Raw genomic sequence first — 23,489 nt, 5'->3', positions numbered from 1 at the left:
TGAATCAGGCTAGAGGAGTTGTGTGATCAGAGATTCTGGGATCGGCTCCTGCGCATCTATCTGGAGCCGCTCGACGCGCTCGAGGAGCGCACGGATGACCTGTCGCGATTGAATGCCGAGCGACGAAAGCGGTTGGTGCGGGTGATCTTTCATGCCAAAGGGGACTTCGGCGATGGCGCTGCGCCCATAACGCTGCGCAAGTTCTAACAGAATGGCGATGTCGATACCGTAGTCATCTGGAAGATCCAGAGAGATGGCGTCGTCACGATAGAACGCCATCTCGCCGCTGAGTGGAGACTGCAAGTCGGCACACGACGGGAAGAAAACCTCCAGTAGTGGCTTTGCAGTGAGTTCAGTCACCCGTCCACTGTCATCAGCAGAGTTACCGTACGCTGCTTTCGTGAGCCGCAACTGTCGTTGGCTTGTGAGCGTCCAAACAAGACGACTCAACTGTTCGTGCTGCAGCGAGCCTAAGTCCGCATCACAGGTCACGACAATGTCGGCCATGGACCGTTCCCAACCGGCCCGCAGCGCCTTACCCTTGCCGGGCCTCCCGTCGCGAATAGCGACAACGCGTACCTGTGGGAACTCATGGGCCACCTCTTGGGTGGCGTCAGTGGAACCATCGTCTACAACGATGATCTCGTCAAAAAGAGCGGCTTGATCAGAGGTGACGATATCGAGCACATGCGAGAGTCGTGGAGCCTCATTTCGAGCTGGTATGATGAGCGCCACGGTGTTCCTTGGGCTCAGGGAGTTTTTGACGACCACGACGTATCATCCTAGAAGTTTGTGTGGCCCTATGCGCAGACGGTGTCTGAGTCCTGGCTTGCCGAGGCCCAAGTTCGTGGTTTTTCCGCAGTCGCAAAGCGGACCGAAACGAGGATGTCAGACGAGGGCCGGTGAGTTCCCCGCGGTTGAACGGAATTTTGAGGAGCAGAGCGTGCGTGAATGGTGCGCAGTCTGGCTAGGATTGTTAGCACTCTCGTATGTAGAGTGCTAGTTTCGGTAAACACGCTAGTTTCGGTAAACACAATGGAGGAAAGTGGCTATGGCTAAGCTGATTCTGTTCGATGATGAGGCTCGACGTAAGCTCGAGTCAGGGATGAACCAGCTCGCTGACGCGGTGCGGGTAACCCTCGGACCCAAGGGACGTAATGTGGTGCTCGATAAGAAATGGGGAGCACCCACCATCACCAACGATGGAGTGTCCATCGCCAAGGAGATTGAGCTCGAGGATCCGTTTGAGCGACTTGGTGCTGAACTGGTGAAGGAAGTTGCCAAGAAGACCGATGATGTCGCAGGTGACGGCACAACGACGGCGACAGTTTTGGCGTGGACGATGGTCCGCGAAGGCCTTCGCAACGTCACCGCTGGGGCAAACCCCATGTTGTTGAAGACGGGAATTGAACTCGCAGTAGAAGAGGCTGTTCTCTCGTTGAAGAATCTCGCTCGTGAGACAGAAACGCGGGAGCAGATTGCCCAGGTTGCCTCGATCTCGGCGGCCGATCCGGAGGTCGGTCAGATGATCTCCGAGGCTATTGAGCGCGTCGGTAAGGACGGGGTCATCACGGTCGAAGAGTCGCAGACCTTTGGGATGGAGATCGATCTGGTCGAAGGCATGCGTTTCGATAAGGGTTATATCTCTCCATACTTCTCCACCGATCCGGAGTCGATGACGGCGGTGCTCGAGGATCCTTACATCTTGTTCTACAGCTCCAAGATCTCTGCGATTCGTGATGTCTTGCCGGTGCTCGAGAAGATCATGCAGGCTGGCAAGCCATTGTTGATCATCGCCGAAGACGTCGATGGCGAAGCTCTCGCCACGCTCGTGGTCAACAAGATCCGCGGAACGTTCCGTTCTGTTGCAGTCAAGGCCCCTGGTTTTGGTGATCGACGCAAGGCGATGATGCAGGACATGGCGATCCTCACCGGTGGTCAAGTGATCTCTGAAGAGGTCGGTCTAAAGCTTGAAAACACAACGCTTGATCTGCTGGGTCGGGCGCGACGTGTAGAGATCTCAAAGGATGAGACCACCATCATCGAAGGTGCTGGCGATGAGACCGAGATCAAGGGTCGAGTCGCGCAGATCAAAAATGAGATCGAGACGACAGACTCTGACTATGACCGTGAGAAGCTGCAGGAGCGGCTTGCCAAGTTGAGCGGCGGAGTTGCCATCATCAAGGTGGGCGCAGCGACAGAGGTGGAGCTCAAGGAGAAGAAGCACCGCATCGAGGATGCGGTCTCGACCACGAAGGCAGCCATCGAGGAGGGCGTCGTTCCTGGCGGCGGCGTTGCACTTCTGCGCGCACAGGAGGCCGTCTCTCAGTTGGCCGATAAGCAAATCGATGCAGACGTGGCTACTGGCGTCCGGTTGGTGGAGAAATCCCTTGAGGGTCCACTGCGCCAGATCGCCACAAATGCTGGCCTGGAAGGCGGTGTTGTGGTCGAGAAGGTGCGTTCTCTCAAGAATGGCTCCGACGGCCTGAACGCGGCCACCGGTATCTACGAGGACCTGTTTGCTGCCGGCGTGATTGACGCGGTGAAGGTGACTCGCTCGGCGCTACAAAATGCAGCATCGATTGCGGCGCTCTTCCTCACAACAGAGGCTGCGATCGTTGATAAGCCAGAAGAGAAGTCGGCGGCGATGCCACCTGGAGGCATGGAGGACTTCTAGTTGCGAGTTCTTTAAGGCAATGGGCGGCACACTACGTGTCGCCCATTGCTGTTTTCTGCCCAGCTGTAGACAGGTTGGCCAGCGAGCGATTGTTGCTACCGCCGGTGGGGTCCCTAAGGTAGAAGTAGCGAATTTGCCCCGCAGGTGTGGTGGCTGGGCAGTGCGCGGTTGGACACACAAGGAGAGGATAGCATGGTAAGGGATGAGGAAATGATGCAGCCAGAGGAGCTCAGCCAAGGAGCGGATGAACTGGAGGTTCCGTGTTCGGAGGTTACCGAAGGGCTCAACGTTTTGCATCTCTTTGGGGACGCTACCAAGGATTTCGATCCGGAACTTGCGACAGCGAGGGTCAAGCAGGCCATAGAGCGCGGCACCCAGGTATTGACGGTTGCTACATTGGGCCATCGTTGTGAGGTCGCCATCATGGCACTCGATCGGGATCTTCTCGGGCTACGACGTCTTCAGTTGGATTTACGACGTGCTGGCCTGGTCTTTAGCGATTCATTTTTCTCCATCACCGAAGTCTCTGAGTATGCACGTAATATCACCGAGGAGCGTAAGCGACCGCGTCTGTACCCAAAATTGCCGCCCAAAGGTAAGGATGCGTGGTGTTTCTACCCAATGGCTAAGCGTCGCAACGTTGATCAAAATTGGTATGCACTTGGCTTTGATGAGCGCGAGCACCTCATGGGAGAGCACGGTTCGTCGGGGAGAAAATTCGCTGGCCGTGTCACCCAGTTGGTGACCGGTGCGACCGGCGTGAGTGATTGGGAGTGGGGTGTGACGCTATTTGCTCGCCACCCAGATGATTTGAAGGACGTGGTCTATACGATGCGCTACGACGAGGTGTCGGCGGTGTATGCAGAGTTTGGTCCGTTCTACGTCGGAGTTCTCCAGGATCCTGAGGTAGTCTTCTCCTCCCTCTTTGCTGAAAATTAGTCCTTTGGGGCACGCGAAAGCGCTGGAAGGAGGATGCCGAGCATGGCGGTGGATGTAGACACGTCCTTGGTCGATGATAAAATCAGCGAAGTTCGACGCTGGTTTTTAGGTGTCGGCAACGTGGTGGTGGCCCTCTCTGGTGGGGTCGATTCTGCTGTCCTTGCGGCGATGGCGAACAGGTCGCTCGGTGATCACGCGTTGGCGGTGACGGCGGTTTCTCCGTCGTTATCGCAAGAAGAACTCGAAGGCGTTCGAGGCTTTGTGCAGCGAGAGTCGTTGAACTTCATGGAGGTTCACACTGATGAGATCCAAGACCCGAACTATGTCCAGAATGCACCAGACCGATGCTACGTCTGCAAAAGTCATCTTTTTGAGGAGCTTTTGCCCATTGCGCTTCATCGGAAGGCGACGATTGTCGTCGGGACCAACCTTGACGATCTGGGTGACTACCGTCCGGGCCTGCGAGCTGCGGATGAGTTTGGAGTCGCTTCGCCCTTTGTGGAGTGTGGGGTAGACAAGTCCATGATCCGGTCGATAGCTCGCTCGTTAGGGCTCGGGGAGCTTGCGGATAAGCCAGCTTCGGCTTGTCTAGCCTCACGCATTCCCTATGGGGTGCCCGTCACGATCCAGCGGCTGAGTGCTGTGGAGCGCCTTGAGCGATTTCTTCATCGTCTTGGCCTCTCGGTCGTTAGGGTACGCCACCATGGCGACATCGCGAGAATCGAGCTACCCCCGGAGATGTTCCAGCGGATGTTGGCCAATCGTGAGCAAATTGTCGCCGAAGCCGAGCGACTCGGATTTGTCTATAGTACGCTCGATTTAGGAGGATTCCGGAGCGGTTCGTTGAACCGGGTGCTCAAGGGGGCAAGCGGCGATGAAGGTGATCGTCAAGCTGTGGTATGAGGGCGCGCTCATCGGTCAGCCCATTATTGCGGAACTGGTGGAGAACTACGGCGTGATTGCCAATATCAAGCGGGCAAACGTTGAAGACGATCTCGGGTGGATCGTTTGCACGTTGGAGGGCCATGAGAACTCAGTGGCTGCTGCGACTGATTGGCTGACATCTGTTGGAGTTGAGGTGGAGATGATTGAGGGGGACGATGACGCTCAGTGAACCGGTGACCCAAGAGGAGTTTGGGAGAATTTCAGCAGCATTCCTTGATGGTCTCACGATGGCGATGCCGGCGTACTTCGCGAGAGTCGAGGCAGAGTTGGTGCGCGAAGGTGAGGTCGATCTCGACTGGCTCACGGAGCTGCAGCGCCAAGTTGAGTCGGAGTTGGCGCTGCTCCTTGGAGCGCCGGCAGAGACACAGCGAGAGCCCCCGGTGGGGCTGATTCGCCGTCGGATCATGGAAGGGCTGGCCGAAAACGGTTGTGCTGCGAGCACGCCAGCCCTGCAGCGGCGTGGCCTCCTGCCTGCTAGTGCAGTGGATATCGATTCGGATCTGTCCGCGTTGCACCTCGCCTGGGGCGTAGCCAAGGCCCGCAGATTGCGCGCCCTGACTGAAGAACCGACGCGCGGCTAATCATCCTTGCGTTTTGGGATCTCCCAGCCAATTTTGGTCACTCGCGTACGGGCCTCATAGAAGAGGCAATCAGGTGGACAGGCGAACGGGAGATCAAGGTTGGCTTTGAGCCTGCACCTTTGAATGCGCTCTCCTGAAGGGAGTGTTTGTAGAACATAGTGTTTGCAGGTCTCTTGAATGGCCACCCCTGTAGCGTACCAGTCCTAGGCTTATGGTGAGCGAAGGAATATGTTGAGTGGGTGAAATCGACCGAGGTAGTCAGGGGGCGACAGACGACCCTCGAGGTCCAGCATCAGTGAACGAGCTGGCGCAGTGGATCCTGTCGCTGGCCGCCATTGCTCAGACGGGGCTAGCATTCAGTGATTCACTCTATGAGCGTGAACGTTACGACGAAATCCTTAAGGTGGTCGGCCGAATGCAACAGGCAGGTCTCTCCCAAAACGCCGGAGTTGATGCATCAGTGTTGACGGAGGAGGGGCCACGAGGGGTTCCAGGCTATGTGACGCCAAAGACCGCGGTTGGCGCCATTGTACTCGATTCATCGCAGCGCATGCTCCTCGTTCGCCGAGCAGATAGTGGAGTCTGGCTTTACCCCACAGGTTGGGCCGACGTTGGATACTCGCCAGCTGAGGTGGTCGTGAAGGAGGTCCAGGAAGAGACGGGGATTCGCTGCACGCCGACGCGTCTACTCGCGGTCCTTGATGGCATGCGACTGGGGTTCACCCGGGTCGCAATGTATAGCTCAATCTTCCTCTGTCAAGCCGACGGTGGTGAACTGCGACCGCACCCGCTCGAAACATCGGGAGCGGACTGGTTTGCTATCGATCGACTGCCACCTCGTCTCGAAGCGTTATTGGAACTACCATGGTTGAGTTGGATCCGAGACGGCGAGGAGCCACCACTCACTACGTACTTTGACCCTGTACGGGCTGATCACGTCTGAGTCCTACTGCCTCTGAGTCCTACTGTGTCGAGGGATAGGGTTGCACCTTCTTTGGTTACTCTCCCTGCTGTCTGCGAAGAAAGCGTTCCGCCTCAATGGCGATGGTATCGATCGATGATCGTACGTTGAGTTCCTGTTCGTAGTTGGACTCCAGCGACGAGATATAGGCGACGAGATCGGGGTCCCGAGAGACGAAGTCCTTCACTTCTTGATCAGTGTCGCCAAGGTCCTCTCTGAGCTCGCGGAAGTCCTCTTCCATGCCGAGGAGGATCTCAAGTTGACGTAGGAGGGCAAGTGCTGAGCGTTGCGCCGGAAACTGGCTGAGATAGTGCGGCACTTCGACCCAGAGGGAAACGATCTCCGTGCCATAGCTCACTGAGGCTGACTGGAGCACACTCAGAAAGCCAGTGGGCCCCTCGTAGCGAGGACTGTCGAGTTGGAGCAGGTCGGCGACGTCTGGAGTACTCGCATAACCAAACAGCCGTGGTGGTTTCGTGTGCGGTGCAGGCGCGAGGAGCGAACCAAGGGTAATGACCCGGTCAACAGCCAGCAGGTTAGCTACCGCAAGCAGTTCTGCCGATGCGGTCTTCCACCGAAACTGTGGCTCGGGTCCAAAGAGGAAGAAGACCGGTCCATAGCGCTTTGTGGTCGCCTCGCCGATGACGAGCGTACTCCAACGTAGCTCGGAGATGCCGCGGTGGTCAATGGTTACCATGGGTCGGACCATGGAAAAGTCATAGAACTTCTCTGGATCGAGATACGCAAGATCGACGAGTCCAAGAGCCGTACTGATCTGATTATAGGCAATTGTTGCGGCATCACCTGCATCGGTCCACCCAGAAAGCGCCGCGATGAGCGTCGCGGGCTTTCGGCGTTGGCCTACCCGCCTATGCCAGACGATATCTCTCATCGTATCTATGCTAGTTGCCAAAGGTGAAAACTGAAGGTAAACGAGAGGAGTTTTGATGATGGCTGTGGACGAGTGGCAAGTCATACAACCGAAGGAGGGAAACTTCGAGCTCCTCCAGGCAATCAATCTGCTCTTACCACAGCTTTCGCAGCGAGCTGGGTCGCTCACACTGGAACGGCTCGACGAAGTCCTCGCCGCGCCTTCGTCGCATCTCTTCGTTGCCGTTAACCGGCAGGGTCAGATCGGCGCCATGTTGACCCTGGTTGTTTTCCCGATACTGACCGGGCAGCGGGCATGGGTAGAGGATGTGGTGGTAGATACCTCCTTGCGAGGAAAGGGGCTGGGTCGGTTGCTGACCCAACGAGCCCTACGAGCCGCGGAGGAACTCGGCGTAGCGACCGTCGACCTGACGTCAAGGGCCAGCAGGGTCGCTGCTCATGGCCTGTATGAGTCGGTTGGGTTTGTAGTTCGCGACACAAGTGTGTACCGTTTTGTAGTGGAGGCAAGTTAAAAGCCACGAGACAAGAAGAGGAGAAAATGGCTGATTCAATTACGATCACAGACAACCGTACGGGCGAGGCGTTCGAGGTCCCGATCGTTGACGGGACGGTGTCCGCGGAACAGTGGAACAAGCATTTGCCTGGTATCTGGTTCCTTGATCCGGCTCTCGCGACGACAGCGATGTCAGAGAGTAGTATTTCGTATCTTGACGGGGAGGCGGGGATCCTCCGCTATCGCGGTTACCCAATCGAGCAACTCGCCGAGAAATCGACCTATCTTGAGGTCGCCTATCTCCTCTTGAATGGCGAACTGCCGACCGAACAGCAGCTGTCGGCTTGGGTCGACGAGGTTACCCACCACACCTTCATCCATGAGAACGTGCGTAAGCGTTTTCTTGAGGGTTTTCACTACGATGCTCACCCGATGGGCATCCTGGTCTCAGCGGTTGCGGCGCTCTCTACCTTCTATCTGGACGCCAAGGAGATCTTCGACCCCGAGGCTCGTCATCGCCAGATCGTACGATTGATTGCGAAGATGCCGACGTTAGCGGCTGCTGCCTATCGTTTCTCCCAGGGCATGCCTTTTGTCTATCCTGATAATGCGCTAAGCTTCCCTGAGAACTTCCTCTCCATGATGTGGAAGATCGCTGAGCCTCGGTATGAGGCAGATCCTAGGCTGATCCGAGCGGTCGATGTTCTCTTCATTCTCCACGCTGATCATGAACAGAACTGTTCAACAACGGCGATGCGGGTGGTTGGTTCTGCTCACTCCGATCCCTACTCCTCAGCTGCCGCTGCCTGTGCGGCTCTCTATGGACCACGTCACGGCGGTGCGAACGAGGCGGTAGTGAAGATGCTGACCGAGATCGGCAGTATTGAGAATGTTCCAGATTTTGTTCGCTCAGTCAAAGAGGGCCACGGACGGCTGCAGGGTTTTGGTCATCGGGTCTATAAAAATTATGATCCTCGTGCCAAGATCATTAAGAACGTTGCCTATGACGTATTTGATGTGACTGGCAAGAATCCACTCCTCGATATCGCCTTGAAACTGGAGGAGGTGGCACTCTCGGATGAGTACTTCATCTCGCGTAAGCTCTATCCGAACGTCGATTTCTACTCCGGGCTGATCTATCAGGCTATGGGCTTCCCGGTGGACATGTTCCCGGTATTGTTCGCGATCCCTCGCATGTCCGGCTGGCTCGCGCACTGGCAGGAGTTGCTCGATCAGGACGCCAAGATCGCCCGACCTCGCCAGCGCTATATTGGTGCCGACAAGCGCGACTTCGTGCCGATTGCAGATCGATAGATAGTCACCGACAGCTTGCTGCTCTCTAGCGAAGCAGTAGAGCAGCAAGCCATCAGGGCTTCACCCTGATGAGGCCCTCTTGGGCGACCGACAGGAGTAGTCGGCCTGCTTGATCATACATCCTCCCCTGGGCTAAGCCTCGGGAGTGTTGGGTGGTGGGGCTGATCATGTCATAGAGAAACCAGTCATCGGCTCTGGCACTGCGGTGAAACCACATCGCATGGTCCAGGCTGGCAGCAAAGATTCTCTGGTCCATCCAAGACAGCTGATGGGGGAGCAGCGTGCTGTCGAGCAAGGTCATATCTGAGGCATAGGCAAACAGACATGCGTGGAGTAGGGGAGAGTCTGGAAGTTGACCATCGGCTCGCAGCCAGATCATCTGCTGGGGTTTCCGGGGTTGTGGCAGTTTTGCCATAGTGGGTGGCAAGACATAGCGAATATCGAAGGGCCGTGGCCGGTCGTACCACTCTCCCATCAGCTCTGCCCATGGTGCCATCGTCTCTTCGAAATCAGGGAGGCTGAGTGGGTCAGGGACTTGGGGCGCCTCGATTTGGTGCTCGAGCCCTTCCTCTTCGACTTGAAACGACGCGGAGAGGTTGAAGATGGGCTTGCCGTGTTGGATCGCAAGCACGCGGCGTGTGCTGAAGCTCTTTCCATCGCGGATGCGTTCTACCTCATAGAGGAGGGGAATGTTTGGATCTCCGGGTCGGATGAAATAGGCGTGAAGGCTGTGCACGGCTCGATCGCTGGCAACCGTTCTCCCGGCGGCCACGAGTGCTTGTCCGGCAACTTGGCCACCGAAGACTCGTTGGCGGTCCTCTCGCGGGCTTTGCCCGCGAAAGATGTTGACTTCGATCGATTCGAGATCGAGCAGGGTGATGAGATCATCAAGGGCTTTTGACACCATTCTCCTATCTATGCCCTCTGCCAAGGGCTATGGTTATCAACCGCTGCAAAACGACTAGGATTGTCCCGTGCAGTCTCTCTATCGCACATTCTATGGCTGGTTGGTCGGCAAGGTCGGTCTCAAAGCCATTAAGTATGCACTTGCTTCAGTGGTCTCGGTGATCGTCACCGAAGTCGTACTTTTTTTGGTCTTCGGCGCTTTTCGGCTCTTCTCCGCCGAGGTATCCAATATCGTGGCTACCGCCGTCGCGGCCGTGCCTTCGTACTACCTCAACCGGAATTGGGCGTGGGGCAAGTCTGGCAAGTCCCATTTTCTCCGCGAGATCGTTCCCTTTTGGACGCTTGCGTTTATCGGGCTCGCCCTCTCTCTCGTGACGGTTGGTTTGGCGCAATCGTTTGCACAGACCCATCACCTCTCGCACCTCACCGATGCCCTCTTTGTGAACTTTGCATCGCTGGTGGCATTCGGCGTAGTCTGGGTCGGCAAGTTTTTCATCTTCAATATCTGGCTCTTTGTAGAGACAGCAAACAGTGAGACAGCAAACAGTGAGGTAGAGCCACTATGAACCCACCTGGAGAGGAAGCGAGTCGGTTCCTCGACCGCGATGCGATGGAGGCGGCGTTACAGCTGCAGGGTCGACTCACGAAGCCGGCCGGATCACTGGGTCGTCTGGAGGATCTGGGTGTACAGCTAGCCGGCATCAGTGGTGCCTGCCCTCCTCGTATCCCAAGCAAACCGATGGTCGTGATCGCGGCTGGTGATCATGGCGTATTGGTTGAAGGAGTGTCCCCATGGCCGCAGGAGGTCACGACACAGATGATCCACAACTTTCTTGCCGGAGGCGCTGCCATTAATGTGCTTGCCGATGAAGTTGGTGCCCAGGTCGTCGTCGTTGATTGTGGTGTCCACGCGGAGTTTACGCCAACCCCCATGTTGTACAGCGTTAAGCGAGCGCAGGTCACGGGCAACATCCATATCGAACCGGCGATGACAGAGGCTGTTGCTGCTGCCCTGATCGAGGAGGGCAGACACTTTGCCGCCCAACAGGCATCGCAAGGCATCGATCTCTTCGTAACAGGAGATATGGGGATAGGCAACACCACACCTTCAGCGGCACTGATCGCAACCGTCTGTAGCGTGAGTGCCGTCGATGTGACAGGCCGTGGCACTGGAGTTGATGATCATACGCTCGCAAAAAAGACGGCCATCGTCACCCAGGTCGTCGATTCGTACCATGGTGATCGATCGAATGCCGTGCAACTTCTAGCGCGCATGGGTGGATTCGAACATGCCTTTCTTGCCGGTCTGATCCTTGGTGCAGCGGAGGCACGAGTGCCGGTGATCCTCGATGGCGTTATCGCCATCGCTGCCGCATTGATGGCTGCCGCGGAGGACCAAGCGGTCGTTGACTACCTTATCGCCGGGCATCGTTCGGTTGAGCCAGGCGCCTCGGTTGGGTTGGCACATCTTGGGCTGGAACCTTTGCTCGATCTTCATCTGCGCTTGGGGGAGGGAACAGGGGCCGTGCTGGCGGTTCCGATGGTTCGAGCAGCCGCCCGGGTACTCGCTGAAATGGCTACCTTCGATGCCGCAGGCGTAACGGAAAAAGGTTAGTGAACCAGTGGTCGCGGCCAGTCAGCCGCGAACAACCGGTAGCTACGCTGACACCAGCTGTTGTGCACGTGACCTGGCGGTGGCGATACACGTTGGGATACCTGAGCCATTGATGTAGGCACCAGTGACGCCAATATCCCCATGAAACCGATCGAATAGATCGGCATCCAACTTGGCGATCAACTGTGCATGGTAGGGGCGAAAATGCGGGAAGGAACGGTTCCAACGGACGATACGGTTCCACGTCGTGGGCAATTGATGGTCGAGGATTTGATTCGCCTCAAGGGTCAGTGCCTCCAGTAGCTCGGTATCTGCCATGCGTAGGTGGCGGCGATCATAGAGCGAACCGGTTGATATCCGCAAAAGGGTTCCAGCCTGAGCGGTCCAACCTGGCCACTTGTTCGAGGCAATTGACACCGCAGTGGTGAGAAGGCCGAGGTCACGCGCTACTAAGATGCCGCTGACCTCGAGAAGGCGTGATGGCAATACCTCCTTGGAGTAGCTGATGAGCATGGAAACTGATGAGTAGTGGATGGTGCTCAACAGACTGTGCCCTTCGTTGAAGAGGGGACCGAGCAGTGAAGCGCTTTGGTCGGCAGGCAGGGCGAGGAGCAGCCGTTGGCTTGCGTAGGATGCCGCCGGAGTCGTGATGAGCACATCGGATGGGCCACGTCGTTCGATCGACTGTACCGGGGAGCCGGTGACGATCGTACACCCTCCAGCTAGCAATGCGTCCTGCAGCTGGTTGATGAGTATGGACAGTCCCCCTGACGGTGCTCCAAAGGCTGGTGTGGCTGCTGCTCCCGACGACGGTGCAGGTGGAGGGGCATGCAGAATGCTTGGTGCGCTGGTTTGGGCGCTCAGTCCGTAGATGGTGTTGGCGTTGATACCTCCGACGAGGGGTTCAACATTTGCGTCCGCCCATCGACGTCCATAACGGTTCGCGACGATAGCACCGAGGTCGTCGCTGGGACCAGAAGGCCAAAGCGAGGGCATGAGCGCCCCGATAGCGGCTCGTAGACGAGCGGAGGGTGGCACCAGGTGATTGGCCATCGCCTGCTGCGGTCGCAGTGGAGTGCCCAGATTGAGACCCGCTGGAATGGGCTCGGTCCCGGTAGACGTATAGAGGAGTGCTTTGCTGGCTGCTGGAGAGATCTCGGAGAGGGCTAAGTGATCGAGGAGCTCGTTCGCAGACGGGTTTCGACGCAGATAGGAGTCGGGCCCCAGCTCTACCTGAACCGTGTCGATGGTGGTCGTCTGTAACTTACCGCCAAGTCGCTCTTCTTGCTCAAAGACCGTTACTTCGTGGCCGTGTTGCATGAGCTCCCAGGCGGCCCCAAGCCCGCTGATGCCACCGCCAACGATGGCGACCTTCATCGGCTGGCTCCGGCCGCTCGGTCGGGTGTGGCTGGCAGACCAGCTGCACCACGTAGGCTTGCCCCACGTTGATGGACAAGCTCCACGATGGCGGCGAGCGTGTCGGGATTTGTCTCAGGCAGGACTCCGTGGCCAAGATTGAAGATATATCCCTTGGCCTTTGCGGAAGCGGTCAGCACATTTTCGGTTGCCGCCAGCACCGTCTCCGTGGGCGCGAGGAGGATCGACGGATCAAGGTTGCCCTGCAAGGCCACCTGTGAGCCCAATCGTGTCGCTGCGTTCCCGAGGTCGATGCGCCAGTCGAGTCCTAACGCCGGGAAACCGAGATCGGCAAGGTCCTCAAGCAGCCCTGCGGTTTCGACCCCGAAATAGATCACTGGTACTCCCAGTCGTGCGGACGCCTCTGCGAGGCGTTGGAGATGCGGTCGCACCCACGTGCGAAACATCCACGGGCTCAGCGTTCCGATCCATGAATCGAATATTTGTACCACGCTGGCCCCCTGATCAACCTGGACGGTGAGGGTAGCAATAGCGATATCCACCAGACGTGAGGCGAGTTCATGGAAGACCTCAGGCTCTTGGAGCATCAGTGTCTTGATGGTGGCGTGTGTCCGTGATGGACGTCCTTCGACGAGGTAGCTTGCGATGGTGAACGGCCCACCACAGAATCCGATCAACGGAACAGTGAGCTCCTGGACACAGAGCGCGACGGCGGCCGCCATTGGTGCTAGGTCGATCGAAGGGTCAACTGCCCTGAGCCGCTCGACATCGCGCATCGACCGCATGGGCTCTTCGATGACTGGTCCCACTCCAGCGACAATATCAATCCCGATCCCCAGGTTCGCCAGTGGGGCCATGATGTCGGAGTAAAGTATTGCGGCATCAACTTGGTAACGTCGCACAGGCTGTAGCGTGATCTCCGCGGCCAACTCTGGAGACTGTAGCACTTTGAGGATCGATTCCACCCCGCGCACCTTCCGATACTCTGGCAACGAACGGCCAGCTTGGCGCATAAACCAGACGGGCGTTCGTTCTGTTGTCTCCTGGTGGAGTGCTTTGAGGAGCACGGAGGAGCTGAGGTCGGTGGTCTGTGTATTCATAGAGCTACTCATCGAGTCTACTGGCACGACACCTGAAGGGTCAGCTATCGATGTCGAGTGACGCCCACGATGGCTCTTGTGAACCTATGTCTGGGGACCGGGTAGAGTGGATGGTCGGGATAGGCAAAACGTGTGCGAAGGTCACCAATGGCGATAGGTGTAGTTTGGGATATGTAATCGAGTGGCGAATGGTCACCTTGAAGTTGGTTGAATCCGATGACGCCTGACCAACAGGAGCACGCTGTCGGTGCTGAGCTGGACGCCTTTGAGCTAGAGCGGGCCTATGTTGAACGGGCGTATCGGACACTCGATGAGCTCAAGTCAAGGATCCAAGGATCTATGCATCAGGCACTGGAACTCCCCAGAGGGGGGACTCCCCAGGCGCGGCTTGAGCGCGATGTGACGATCGAGACCTCCCTCACCCGTCTTGGACGACTAGAGGTGGGTGCGCATCCTCTACTCTTCGGGCGAATCGACCTCGACGACGTCGAGGGCCCAGCGTCGTACCACATTGGACGCATTTCTCTCTCCGATGATACCGGCGACCCGCTGGTGGTTGACTGGCGAGCACCAGTCGCCGAAGCATTTTATCGAGCGACTGCACTCCACCCGATGGGGCTGCAGCGACGATGGCATCTCGCGATTGCACAGCGAAGCCTTGTCGGTCTGGAGTGTGAGGATTTGGTCGCCTCGGATCGAGGAGACCGGGAAGATGCGTTGGTGGGGCGAGCATCGCTCTACTCTGCCCTGGAGCGTCCACGCACACTGGAGATGGCCAACATCGTCGAGACGATTCAGGCCGATCAAGATGAGCTGATTCGAAGGCCACTGAATCGGACCATTGTGATCGAGGGATCGCCCGGAACCGGCAAGACGGCGGTGGCGCTACACCGAGCAGCCTACCTCGTCTACACGTACCGTTGGAGGCTAGAACGCCAAGGTGTACTCGTGCTTGGTCCCTCCGAGTCGTTTGTTCGTTATGTTCGTGCCGTCCTGCCTTCCTTGGGTGAGAGTGGTGTGGAGGTGCGATCCATCGCTGGGTTGCGCGAACCGCGCATGAACTCGGCCCCCACCCGTGATGCCTTGGTAGCACGGTTGAAGGGTGACCCTCGCATGGCCCGTGTACTACGACAGGCGGTCAAGGACCGCGAGCGGCCACTGAAGCAGACTGCAAGTATACCCTTTGGGTCCAGAATTCTTGTGGTGTCACCGGAGCTCACGCAGCGAGCGGTCCTGGCTGGAGCTGCGGCCAAGGGGCGTCATAATCAGCGGCGTAAAGCGGTTGAGGCCTATCTTGCAAGGGAACTGGCCATCGAATTTCTTCGTGGCGGGCAACTCTCCATGAGTCCTGCTGATTTAAGTGAGAATGTCATCAACCTCTTCGATGATGACCTCGATCTGCCGTTGCGACTTCCCGAGGACACCGAGGAGGACATCATTGGTGATGTGGTACTCCAACTCCGCCGGGTAGAGCGCTTTCAACGGATCGTTGAGCGGATTTGGCCAGCGCTCAAGGCGGAGGAGCTGCTTTTCGATCTCTTCACCCATCGTCCGTTGCTGCAGCTTGCCGCCAGATCGACCCTTCGTGAAGATGAGGTGGCTGCCTTGTCGTTACCACCAGATCTGGTACTGGCAGAGGTGCAATGGACCGACGAAGATATCATGCTTCTCGACGAGATTGACACGCTCGTTGGGGTACCTCAACCGAAGATATTCGGTCATGTTATAGTCGATGAGGCTCAAGACATATCGCCGATGGCTGCGAGAGTGATCCGTCGACGAACTTCTAAGGACTCTCTTACGGTGCTCGGTGACCTCGCACAGGCGGTTGGCCCCTATCGCGGGAGATCGTGGAGGGAGGTGATGGGTCCTTTTGGGGTATCTGAGTTCGAGCTCATACGACTCCCGATGAACTACCGTTCTCCACGGCTGCTTGCCAGGGTAGCGGACCGTCTTCGACGTCGTATACTGGGCGATCAGGCACTTCAGGAGGTCCCGGTCCGGACGCTTGTCGGGACACTTACGACCACTGTGATCGATCATGCCAGCCTCGTTCAGCACCTCGAGGACCAGGTTCGTACTTGGCTGGCCGAGGCCGAGGGTACGGTCGCGCTCGTCGTTCCAGATGAGGTCCCGGAGTTGCTCCAATTGATTTGCAATTGCAAAGTCGATGTCGCTAGAGTGTTCGTAGCTAGTGTGTCCGGGGTCAAAGGGATGGAGTTCGATTCAGTAGCGCTTGTTGGGTTCGATGTGCCGGAGGAGGGTGATCTTCTTCGACGGTCGATGTATGTGGCCCTTACTCGCGCGACTCGCTCTGTCTCGATGGTTTTCCTCAACTCGATACCTGGATGGGTCGAGTCCATGCTTGTGTGATGGAGCGATATAGTGGCGTCAGGGTTGGTCTGACAAGGTTGGTCTGACAAAGGAGTGCTGGGAGTGATGGGTAACAATGGCTGAGACGACTGTCGCAGCGCCGACGAGACGAGAACCGATCCGATTCTCAAAGCCATCCATACTCGGGTTAGGTACCATTGTCTGGCTTGGCTCAGAGCTAATGTTTTTCAGCGGTCTCTTTGCTGCCTATTTTACTATCCGGGCCCATGATGGTTCGCCTTGGCCACCAGCGGGAACCCACCTCGATACCGTGCAGGCAGGCATCTTCACCGCCATCTTGGTGATGTCGAGTGTGACGATGCAGAAGGCAGTTTTTGAGGCTGAGCATGATCGTCCCAGGAGCGCGATGTGGTGGATCGTGTTGACCTTCATCATGGGAGGATCGTTCATTGCGAACCAAGCGGTTGAGTGGTCCACGTTGAAGTTTGGTCCGCAGACCAATGCCTATGGTTCATTGTTTTATGTCATGTCCGGAGTTCATGGCCTGCACGTGATTCTTGGTTTGGTGGCCATGCTGTTTCTTCTTTTTCGGCTCAAGGGCATCAAGGGCGGCTCCCGTCACTTGCCAGGCCTGCAGGCATTGTCCTACTACTGGCACTTCGTTGACATTGTGTGGGTTGCGCTCTATGCCTGTCTGTTTCTGGTGCACTGAGTGTGCGGTATTTGAGGTGGTTGATGATGAGGGGTTGGTGTGGTGAACGATCACAAGAGGCGTAAGAGCAAGAGACAGTCTCAGCTCAAATGGGCAGTGGGTTCCGTGGCATCCGGTGCGGCGGTGCTTGCGCTCGCTACGATTGCGTTATATCCCCATCAAGGGCATACGGAGGCGCTGACGAGCGCCAAAGTGGCGTCGCACGCCAAAGTTGGGGCCAAGCCAGTGGCTCATGGTACCGCATCACAACAACCGATTGTCTACAAAAATCCACCTAGAAGTCTGATTCCACAGGGTAGGGAGCTTTTCGCTGAGGACTGCCAGACCTGTCATGGTCCTGACGCTGAGGGTTCGGTGCGAGCTCCTAACCTGCAGGGACTTGGGGCGGCGACTGTCGACTTTTGGGTAGCGACTGGGCGGATGCCGTTGGCAGATCCGACGGAGCAGGCGGCGATCAAGCCGCCGCGGTTGTCGCATGAGCAGCAGTTGGCGGTGTCGGCCTATGTGGCGTCGCTGGCTCCAGGGGGTCCTGCTATCCCCTCTCCGAATCTCGGATTGGCGAACTTGCCAAAAGGAGAGTCACTCTTTGCCGAGAACTGTGCGGCGTGCCATACCATCACGGGAGCTGGTGATGCATTGGCAAACAATATCTATGCGCCGTCGCTCTGGGCGGCAACGCCGACGGAAGTGGCCGAGGCCATACGAACAGGACCTGGCAATATGCCGCGTTTTGGTCCGGGTACCTTTTCGAACCAGGAGGTTGATGATATCGTCCGCTATGTCACCTACATCCAGCACCCCAATGATCGGGGTGGGCTGGCACTGGGCGGTGTTGGTCCGGTGGCTGAAGGTTTTGTAGCCATTCTCATTGGATTGGGTTCGTTGATGGTGGCGGGTTATTGGATTGGGGGACGGGCGCAATGAGCGATACCCAACTCTTTGAGGGTGCCGGAGATGAGGAGATTCGACGTCCTTTGATGGAGAAAGTCGTGGCGATCAGCTTTATCGTCTCCGTCGTCGGCACCATTGGCCTTGGGGTGACTTATTGGGTCGGGGGCCAACCTCAGGTTGAAGGTGGTTTCTTGTTTCTTGCACTCGGCGGTATCGGGGTCGGTATCGTCTCTTGGGGCAAGTATCTCGTCCCACAGGGGCCCTACGTGCAAGAGCGCCATGAGATGAGGAGTGCTCCTGAAGATCTGGATGCGATGCACGCATCGTTGTCACGAGGGCTGGGGCAAGTGGGTCGGAGAAAATTCCTGCTGCGCCTCCTCGGTGGAGCGGTGGGCGTCTTTGGCATTATCAACCTATTCCCTTTCCTTCGCTCGCTCGGTCCAGTTCCTGGGAAGTCGCTCTTTGTGACCAACTGGAAGCATGGCTCAGAGCTTGTGACTGCTGATGGCCGAACGGTGCTAGCGAGCGATCTTGAGGTCGGTGGCGTGATGACCGTTTTCCCCAAGGGGTTCGAAGGCGAGCCATCAAACGCGATCGATCAGGTCATTTTGGTCCGGGCTGCTGATTACGACTTAGTCACTCGGCCGGGGAGGGAGACATGGGGACCACAGGGGTACCTCGCGTTCTCAAAGGTCTGTACTCATGCGGGCTGTCCGGTGGGGTTATACCAAGAGTTGACCCAGCAACTCCTCTGCCCCTGTCACCAGAGCCTGTTCGATGTCCTCACTGGCGCGACAAATGTGTTTGGCCCGGCTCCGCGACCGTTACCGCAGTTGCCGCTCTATGTCGGGACTGACGGGGTGTTGCGATCACAGTCTGGCTTTGATGAACCGATTGGTCCTGGATTTTGGGAGCGTGGAGCGTGAGTACGCTAGAAGAAAGGGCGGTTGAGGCCGCTGATTTTGCTGATGAGCGCTTAGGGGTTGCGAAATTTGCACGGAGCTCGTTCAACAAGATCTTCCCTGATCACTGGTCGTTCATGTTGGGCGAGATCGCGATGTACTCCTTTGTGATCCTGATCTTTACTGGTGTTTTTCTCACGCTGTTCTATGTGCCATCCCAGCATTTGATCACTTATCATGGATCGTACGCACCACTACGCGGCCAGAAGGTATCAGAGGCCTATGCCTCGACGCTCAATATCTCCTTCAACGTCCGTGCGGGTCTGGTCATGCGCCAAATCCACCACTGGGCCGCGGATGTCTTCATCGCCGCGATCGTGGTCCATCTGCTGAGGATCTTCTTCACCGGCTCCTACCGCAAGCCTCGCGAGCTGAACTGGATTATTGGGAGTTCTTTGCTGATCCTCGCTATCGTGAATGGGTTTATCGGGTACTCCCTGCCCGATGACTTGATCTCTGGTACCGGTATTCGTATCGCCTTTTCCATCATTCTCTCGATCCCCGTGATCGGGAGCTATCTGGCCTTCTTTGTCTTTGGCTCGAACTTCCCTGGAACCTCCATCATTCCAAGGTTCTTCATTATTCACGTCTTGATCCTCCCTGCCATCATCGCAGGTCTGATTGGGGCACATCTCGCCATTATGTGGCACCAGAAGCACACCCAGTACCCAGGGCGGGGACGAACGAACCGCAATGTCGTTGGTATTCCGTTCTGGCCCGCGTACGCGCTTCAAGCTGGTGGTTTTTTCTTCATCACCTCAGCCGTGATCGCCGCGCTCGGTGGCTTTGTCCAGATCAACCCCATTTGGCTCTATGGCTCCTATATTCCTTACAAGGTCTCCTACGCGGTACAGCCGGACTGGTATATGGGTTGGCTGGATGGCGCCTTGCGTTTGATGCCGAGTTGGGAGGCGGTCTTTGGGCCAACCTACGGGGGCCATATGATCCCAAATGTCTTCTTCCCGGCGGTTCTGCTCCCGGGCGTCACCTTTGGCTTGTTGTTTGCATGGCCGTGGATTGAGAAGAGATTCACCAAGGATGATCGTGAGCACAATATCTGTGATCGTCCAAGAGAGCATCCCGTGCGGACCTCGGTTGGCGTTGGTATCTTGATGTTCTACATCGTGTTGTTCCTCGCAAGCGCTACCGATGTTCTGGCGAACACCTTCCAGACTTCACTGAATCTGGTGCTTTGGACTCTACGCATCATGCTCTTTGTGCTTCCGTTGGTGGCTGGTCTCGTCACCTACCTTCTGTTGCGAGAGATGGCGGCGATCCCGACGATTGGCGATCCCAAGATTCCAGTAGAGATTCGGCGTGACTTCGACGGATCGTTTACCTTGGCTGAGCTGAGTATCCACGGGGAGGAGGAGGAGATCCGAGAACTGCCCGAAGAGGTCGCTTACCGTAGTTTGGTGGGTGGTAATGGTCATTCGATGAGTTCTCATGATGCAGCCCCAGGAGATAGTTCGGCGGAGACATCTGGGGTCGAAGATGACCATGGTGTCTTTGAGGTTCCGAGGGATTGAGGTGGAGTGTGGATAGGTCTAATCAGCAGGGATTGATGCAGCGTCTTCTCCACGGTCGTCGCCGACAAGGTGGCCTTGCACCAAGGGTGGCGAGGCTGCTGGCACCCGTCGCGGGCGTGTTGGGAGCGGGTTTGGTGTTGTCCGCGTGTAACCTCCCGAGTTTCGGGGCCTTTAAGGGCAACACGGTGCAAGGGAATAGCACCTATCATCTCTTTCAAGGTTTCTTTGTGGCTTCGATCTTTGTGGGTGGCATCACCTTCATTCTCTTGGCATTGGCGATCATTCGTTTTCGGCGAAAGGGAGATTCGATTATCCCTAAGCAGATTCATGGCAACACCAAGCTCGAGGTGTTTTATACTGTTGTCCCCGTGCTCATCGTTGCCGTGCTCTACTTCTTCACGGTTCGCGTCGAGAACAAGGTGGATACGGTGGCTCGTAACCCCAACTTGCGGGTCGACGTGACTGGGTTTCAGTGGGGTTGGAAGTTCTACTACCCCAAGTATGGGGTGACCACCATCACCAAAGGCGTCGATCTGTATCCCACACTTGAGTTGCCGGTCGGCGAGACCGCTACGTTCCGTTTGGTCTCCAACGATGTGGTCCATGGGTTTTATATGCCGGAGTTTGATTTCTCAAGGTATGCACTCCCAGGCGTCACCAACTATTTCGACTTCACGCCGCAGCACACGGCGAACTTCCTTGGGCGCTGTTCGCAGTTCTGCGGTCTGTACCATGCCGATATGTTGTTCTATGTTCATGTGGTCTCCCCGAGTCAGTTCCAGTCGTGGATCCATGCACACCAGGGAGCTTAGGATGAGTTATATATGCAAGATAAGGGTTAAGGTGGAACAATGACGATTCTTCAGGAGCCGCAGGTTCAAACTGGGGCTGTTCTGCACGAGCAGAAGGCTCCCGGCGGGTTCTATAAGTGGATCACCTCGGTTGACCATAAGGTCATTGGCAAGAACTACATGTATACGGCGTTGGCGTTCATGTTCATTGCTGGTGCGATGGCTCTGTTGATACGCACTCAGCTCTTTAATCCGAATGGTCATGTGGTCTCACTACAGACCTACAATGAGCTGTTTACGATCCATGGTTCGATGATGCTGTACCTGTTTGCAGGGCCTTTTGCTTTCGGTGGATTCGCAAACTTCATCGTTCCGCTCCAGATTGGGGCGCCAGATATGGCGTTCCCACGGCTGAACAACCTCTCGTATTGGCTCTTCCTCTTGGGGGGCGTCACGATGCTGTTTGGTTTCTTCACCGCTTCGGGTGCAGCGGCTTTCGGATGGGTCGCCTATGCACCGCTCTCGACAGCGCCGTACTCTCCCGGTCCCGGTCCCGATCTTTGGATCGTCTCGATCGCGATGGTGGGTTTCTCTGGTATCTTTACAGCCGTCAACTTGGTGACGACCATCTTCTATCTCCGTGCGCCGGGCATGACGATGTTCCGTATGCCGTTGTTCAGCTGGAGCATGCTCGTCACCGGAGTGCTTATCTTGATCGCCTTTCCAGTGTTGACCGCGGCTCTGGTCCTGTTGTACGCGGACCGACACTTTGGTGCGCATTTCTTTAGTGTCGCCGGGGGCGGCGTGCCGGTGATGTGGCAGAACCTGTTTTGGTTCTTTGGCCACCCGGAGGTCTATATCCTGGCCTTGCCCTTCTTCGGAATCGTCTCGGAGCTGATCCCAGTGTTTTCGAAGAAGCCGATCTTCGGCTACAAGGGTATGGTTTTTGCGACCCTCGCGATCGCTGGTCTCTCCACTGGTGTTTGGGCGCACCACATGTTCACTACCGGTACCGTGTTGCTCCCCTTCTTCTCCGCGATGTCGCTGTTGATCGCGGTTCCAACCGGCATCAAGGTCTTTACGTGGATTGCCACCATGTGGGGTGGGCAGATTAAGTTCAATACCTCAATGTTGTTCGCGGTCGGTTTCATCTTTGCCTTCGTGATGGGCGGGATCACTGGAGTGATGTTGGCATCGCCGCCGATTGACTTCTACACCCACGATACCTACTTCGTTGTCGCTCACTTCCATCAGGTGTTGATCGCCACCACGGTCTTCGCTGGCTTCGCCGGAATTTATTACTGGTACCCCAAGCTGACCGGCCGGTTTATGCATGAGGGGCTCGGCAAGTGGAACTTCTGGGTGACCTTCATCGGATTCTGGCTAACCTTTATGCCCCAATACCTGCTCGGTCTCCGAGGGATGCCACGACGGATCGCCATCTACTCGCCAGCTGATGGTTTCACCTTCCTGAATCGGATGTCGACTGTGGGTGCCTACATGATGGGCATTGGTATGTTCCTGTTCCTGCTGAACTTCATCGTCTCTTGGCGCCGTCCACGCCCCGCAGGAGATAACCCTTGGGATGGCTTTACGTTGGAGTGGGCGACAAGCTCTCCGCCGCCTCCGCACAACTTCCACTCCCTTCCGGCCATTCGATCGGCTCGTCCGACGTGGGATATGAATCATCCCGAGCACGCTGATGCGGTCCCAGTTCTTACAGGAGGTGACGAAAGTGCGGAATGAGTCGCGAGTCTATCTCGGTATTGGTAGCTTCTTTGTCGTTGTTCTGATCATCTATTTCCTGTGGAGCCATGAATCAACTGGTTCTGTGCTGCTCTTGGCGAGTGCCGGCCTCGGCCTGATGCCTGGTCTTTATTTGGGCTGGTGGTCTCGGAGGATGCAGCCACGACTTGAGGATACCGAGGTAGAACCAAAGGATATCACCGGGGTGATCGGCCAGTTTCCTGAGAATACAATATTCCCGTTCACGCTCGGAGTCGGTGTGTGGTTGGTTGGATTGGCCTTTGTCTTCGGGCTGTGGTTCGCCATCATCGGCATGGGTTTTGTCTTCGGTGCTGCAATCGGGGCGACGCAGGAGTCCAAACGGGCGTCCTACTCCGAAGTGGAGAATGTGCACCATTCCTGAGACCTGTCGTTCTTTCTTGGGCGACTAGTTTCATGAACGCTCGTCGTTGCCAGGTTCGAGTTCATACCGGCGTATGCCCTGCCTCAGATTGGCAATAGCGCAACTCTGGGGGATCCTGCTAGGTGGCGGTTGGGGCTAGTGCGCCGGGGTCCGGTTGCTTAGCCGTTGGTCACGGTCAAAGGCGAGATGAAGGCAGGCTTCTATATTCCCTGCGTCAATCTCGGTAGTCGGGGCGCCATTCATGCGACTGGCAGTGCCGTTGCGGGAGTTGTGCGGTTCTTGCCTCACCGCTGGGAGCTACGGGGGTGCGGAACAGGTTGTC

The 23,489-nt window shown here is 56.8% G+C and carries 23 protein-coding genes; 18 read left to right on the top strand and 5 right to left on the bottom strand.

What is annotated here, in order from left to right; all coding sequences use genetic code 11:
- Positions 1-9 precede the first annotated feature (9 nt).
- Positions 10-735: a glycosyltransferase gene (locus M7439_RS12140; protein ID WP_298342449.1), complete on the bottom strand. Its 726-nt coding sequence runs from the start codon at positions 733-735 to the stop codon at positions 10-12.
- Between the two features lie 316 nt (positions 736-1,051).
- Here M7439_RS12140 and groL point away from each other — a divergent pair, with 316 nt between their 5' ends.
- From groL to M7439_RS12110, 6 genes are all read left to right on the top strand, one after another.
- Positions 1,052-2,677 carry a chaperonin GroEL gene (gene groL / locus M7439_RS12135; RefSeq protein WP_298342446.1) on the top strand — a complete coding sequence of 542 codons (1,626 nt, stop codon included), beginning with the start codon at positions 1,052-1,054 and terminating at the stop codon, positions 2,675-2,677.
- Positions 2,678-2,869: 192 nt separating this feature from the next.
- The gene (locus tag M7439_RS12130; protein ID WP_298342443.1) at positions 2,870-3,616 is read left to right on the top strand and encodes a chlorite dismutase family protein; all 747 of its coding nucleotides are present in this window, start codon (positions 2,870-2,872) and stop codon (positions 3,614-3,616) included.
- A 42-nt stretch (positions 3,617-3,658) separates the two neighbouring features.
- Positions 3,659-4,519: an ATP-dependent sacrificial sulfur transferase LarE gene (gene larE / locus M7439_RS12125; RefSeq protein ID WP_298342440.1), complete on the top strand. Its 861-nt coding sequence runs from the start codon at positions 3,659-3,661 to the stop codon at positions 4,517-4,519.
- The gene (locus M7439_RS12120) at positions 4,491-4,730 is read left to right on the top strand and encodes an NIL domain-containing protein (protein ID WP_298342437.1); all 240 of its coding nucleotides are present in this window, start codon (positions 4,491-4,493) and stop codon (positions 4,728-4,730) included. Before larE ends, M7439_RS12120 begins: the two co-directional genes overlap by 29 nt.
- Entirely contained in the window at positions 4,717-5,142 is a 426-nt protein-coding gene (locus M7439_RS12115; protein ID WP_298342434.1) for a hypothetical protein, read from the top strand. Before M7439_RS12120 ends, M7439_RS12115 begins: the two co-directional genes overlap by 14 nt.
- Positions 5,143-5,377: 235 nt before the next feature.
- Positions 5,378-6,085, top strand: a complete 708-nt coding sequence (locus M7439_RS12110; RefSeq protein ID WP_298342431.1) for an NUDIX hydrolase N-terminal domain-containing protein — start codon at positions 5,378-5,380, stop codon at positions 6,083-6,085.
- A gap of 55 nt (positions 6,086-6,140) precedes the next feature.
- On the opposite strand, the gene M7439_RS12105 is transcribed toward M7439_RS12110, so the two are convergent.
- On the bottom strand, positions 6,141-6,995 hold the full coding sequence (locus M7439_RS12105; RefSeq protein WP_298342428.1) for a PAC2 family protein: 855 nt from the start codon (positions 6,993-6,995) through the stop codon (positions 6,141-6,143).
- Between the two features lie 55 nt (positions 6,996-7,050).
- Here M7439_RS12105 and M7439_RS12100 point away from each other — a divergent pair, with 55 nt between their 5' ends.
- Positions 7,051-7,506, top strand: a complete 456-nt coding sequence (locus M7439_RS12100; protein ID WP_298342425.1) for an N-acetyltransferase — start codon at positions 7,051-7,053, stop codon at positions 7,504-7,506.
- Between the two features lie 26 nt (positions 7,507-7,532).
- Positions 7,533-8,801, top strand: coding sequence for a citrate synthase (locus M7439_RS12095; RefSeq protein WP_298342422.1), 1,269 nt, complete (start codon positions 7,533-7,535; stop codon positions 8,799-8,801).
- A 52-nt stretch (positions 8,802-8,853) separates the two neighbouring features.
- Here the strand turns inward: M7439_RS12095 and tesB are convergent, their stop codons facing one another.
- The gene (gene tesB, locus M7439_RS12090; RefSeq protein ID WP_298342420.1) at positions 8,854-9,705 is read right to left on the bottom strand and encodes an acyl-CoA thioesterase II; all 852 of its coding nucleotides are present in this window, start codon (positions 9,703-9,705) and stop codon (positions 8,854-8,856) included.
- Positions 9,706-9,775: 70 nt separating this feature from the next.
- Here tesB and M7439_RS12085 point away from each other — a divergent pair, with 70 nt between their 5' ends.
- Both M7439_RS12085 and cobT read left to right on the top strand, forming a co-directional pair.
- Positions 9,776-10,273, top strand: a complete 498-nt coding sequence (locus M7439_RS12085; RefSeq protein WP_298342417.1) for a GtrA family protein — start codon at positions 9,776-9,778, stop codon at positions 10,271-10,273.
- A complete protein-coding gene (gene cobT / locus M7439_RS12080; RefSeq protein ID WP_298342414.1) occupies positions 10,270-11,322 on the top strand; it encodes a nicotinate-nucleotide--dimethylbenzimidazole phosphoribosyltransferase in 1,053 nt (350 codons plus the stop codon). The genes M7439_RS12085 and cobT overlap by 4 nt, the downstream gene beginning before the upstream one ends.
- Before the next feature lie 42 nt (positions 11,323-11,364).
- Here cobT and M7439_RS12075 read toward each other — a convergent pair whose 3' ends face one another.
- On the bottom strand, positions 11,365-12,699 hold the full coding sequence (locus tag M7439_RS12075) for an NAD(P)/FAD-dependent oxidoreductase (RefSeq protein WP_298342411.1): 1,335 nt from the start codon (positions 12,697-12,699) through the stop codon (positions 11,365-11,367).
- Complete coding sequence (hemE, locus tag M7439_RS12070) at positions 12,696-13,799, bottom strand: uroporphyrinogen decarboxylase (protein WP_298342409.1); 1,104 nt, start codon at positions 13,797-13,799, stop codon at positions 12,696-12,698. The genes M7439_RS12075 and hemE overlap by 4 nt, the downstream gene beginning before the upstream one ends.
- Positions 13,800-14,015: 216 nt before the next feature.
- On the opposite strand from hemE, the gene M7439_RS12065 reads away from it, so the two are divergent.
- From M7439_RS12065 to M7439_RS12030, 8 genes are all read left to right on the top strand, one after another.
- Positions 14,016-16,172 carry an AAA family ATPase gene (locus tag M7439_RS12065; protein WP_298342406.1) on the top strand — a complete coding sequence of 719 codons (2,157 nt, stop codon included), beginning with the start codon at positions 14,016-14,018 and terminating at the stop codon, positions 16,170-16,172.
- A 76-nt stretch (positions 16,173-16,248) separates the two neighbouring features.
- Complete coding sequence (locus M7439_RS12060; RefSeq protein WP_298334099.1) at positions 16,249-16,845, top strand: cytochrome c oxidase subunit 3; 597 nt, start codon at positions 16,249-16,251, stop codon at positions 16,843-16,845.
- Between the two features lie 42 nt (positions 16,846-16,887).
- Positions 16,888-17,769: a c-type cytochrome gene (locus tag M7439_RS12055; protein WP_298342402.1), complete on the top strand. Its 882-nt coding sequence runs from the start codon at positions 16,888-16,890 to the stop codon at positions 17,767-17,769.
- Positions 17,766-18,662, top strand: a complete 897-nt coding sequence (locus tag M7439_RS12050; RefSeq protein ID WP_298342399.1) for a ubiquinol-cytochrome c reductase iron-sulfur subunit — start codon at positions 17,766-17,768, stop codon at positions 18,660-18,662. Before M7439_RS12055 ends, M7439_RS12050 begins: the two co-directional genes overlap by 4 nt.
- Positions 18,659-20,227, top strand: a complete 1,569-nt coding sequence (locus M7439_RS12045; protein ID WP_298342396.1) for a ubiquinol-cytochrome c reductase cytochrome b subunit — start codon at positions 18,659-18,661, stop codon at positions 20,225-20,227. The genes M7439_RS12050 and M7439_RS12045 overlap by 4 nt, the downstream gene beginning before the upstream one ends.
- A gap of 8 nt (positions 20,228-20,235) precedes the next feature.
- Positions 20,236-21,039: a cytochrome c oxidase subunit II gene (locus M7439_RS12040; RefSeq protein WP_298342393.1), complete on the top strand. Its 804-nt coding sequence runs from the start codon at positions 20,236-20,238 to the stop codon at positions 21,037-21,039.
- A gap of 39 nt (positions 21,040-21,078) precedes the next feature.
- Positions 21,079-22,764, top strand: a complete 1,686-nt coding sequence (gene ctaD / locus M7439_RS12035; RefSeq protein ID WP_298342390.1) for a cytochrome c oxidase subunit I — start codon at positions 21,079-21,081, stop codon at positions 22,762-22,764.
- Positions 22,754-23,167: a cytochrome c oxidase subunit 4 gene (locus M7439_RS12030; protein WP_298334116.1), complete on the top strand. Its 414-nt coding sequence runs from the start codon at positions 22,754-22,756 to the stop codon at positions 23,165-23,167. The genes ctaD and M7439_RS12030 overlap by 11 nt, the downstream gene beginning before the upstream one ends.
- Positions 23,168-23,489 lie beyond the last annotated feature (322 nt).

The sequence above is a fragment of the Ferrimicrobium sp. genome (assembly GCF_027319265.1).
Taxonomy (GTDB): domain Bacteria; phylum Actinomycetota; class Acidimicrobiia; order Acidimicrobiales; family Acidimicrobiaceae; genus Ferrimicrobium.
The sequence above is the reverse complement of the archived record's forward strand: the minus strand, read 5'-3'. Positions and strand labels throughout refer to the sequence as shown.